The sequence below is a fragment of the Microcoleus sp. OTE_8_concoct_300 genome (assembly GCF_031383065.1).
Classification (GTDB): Bacteria; Cyanobacteriota; Cyanobacteriia; order Cyanobacteriales; family Microcoleaceae; genus Microcoleus.
This window is the reverse complement of sequence record NZ_JANMZH010000122.1, coordinates 1-1,355: the sequence shown is the minus strand read 5'-3', so window position 1 is coordinate 1,355 and position 1,355 is coordinate 1. Positions and strand designations below refer to the sequence as shown.

1 pseudogene is annotated in these 1,355 nt (G+C 41.8%); it reads left to right on the top strand.

From position 1 onward, the window contains the following. Positions 1–51 precede the first annotated feature (51 nt). Positions 52–1,355, top strand: a pseudogene (gene tnpC / locus ACUVJL_RS05890) (IS66 family transposase); the annotation flags it as partial.

The window sequence follows — 1,355 nt, the reverse complement described above, 5'->3', positions numbered from 1 at the left end:
CAGGTGGTGGGTATTGACAACTGTGATACGGGAAAGTAGAATATAGCAATTATGAAAAAACACCTGCCACCCAAACTCAACAGTGAAACCTTAAAACAGTTGGCGACAGAGAAACTGGTAGAGATGATCGTTGAGCAGGCGATGGCTATAGAGCAGTTAAAATCCCGAGTAATAGAACTAGAACAGGAAATAGAGAAACTTAAAATCAGCAGAGATTTAGACAGCACAACATCATCAAAGCCACCATCGTCTGAGCTCCTCAAAAAAAGCGAGAAAAAACTAGAAGCTCAAACAGAGGAAAGGGAGACACCAAAACGTAAACCAGGAGGACAACCAGGGCATCCGGGAAAAACGAGGAAGGGGTTTGGTCGAGTAGATAGATTGGAGATATTACGACCGCAAGTGTGCAGATGTTGTGGTCAAGGGGAATTCAGTGGCGAACCAATAAAAATAGATACGCAGCAAGTAGCTCAGTTAGTAGAGAGTCCAATAGAAATAGTAGAATATCAAAGATATACCTGTATTTGTAGCGAATGTGGGGAAACACAAACAGCAGACTGGTCGCCAGAAATAGTACCGGGGCAAGATATCGGAATCAGACTGCAAGCTTTTTTGGGATGGATAAATAATTACGGACATTTATCCTACGAAAAACAACAAGAACTGTTGTGGGAATTAGGAAAAATAGACTCTTGAGTGGGAACTTTAGTAGCCACCAATGAACGAATAGATGGTGCAGTGGCTCAAAGTATTGACCTGCTCAAAGAGTGGGTCAAACAAACCCAGCCCAATATCCATGCTGATGAAACGCCTTGGATGGTCAAGGGGATTAAAGAATGGTTATGGATTTTTGCCAATACAGATTTCGCATTATTTCATGCGGCGGGTACTCGTTCTCGCTCCGAGTTAGAATTAATTCTGGGTGCAAGCTATACAGGTGTCCTCAGTTCCGATGACTATAGCGTTTATAATGGTTATTCAGTCAGAGCGCAACAGAAATGCCTAGCCCATTTACGCCGTCATTTCAAAAAGCTGAGCAAGTTACCAGGTTTACATAATCAGGAGATAGGCGTCAAATTTATTGATTTGATCGATGAAGGCTTTCATAACTACGCTTTCTACCAAAAAACTCAAAAGATTGACGAGTTCTGGAATTGGGCATCCCTGTTTAAATTAAAAATTGAATCTGCACTCTTAACTTGGTTTGAGCTAGCCTGTGCCCAAGCAAGTAAACTGTTACGTTCCTTGCTCCATAAAGCCGATCAATGGTGGTATTTTCTGAATCACCCAGAGATGCCACCAGATAATAATTTAGCCGAACGAACGTTACGTTTAGCCGTTACAAAAAGAAAAGT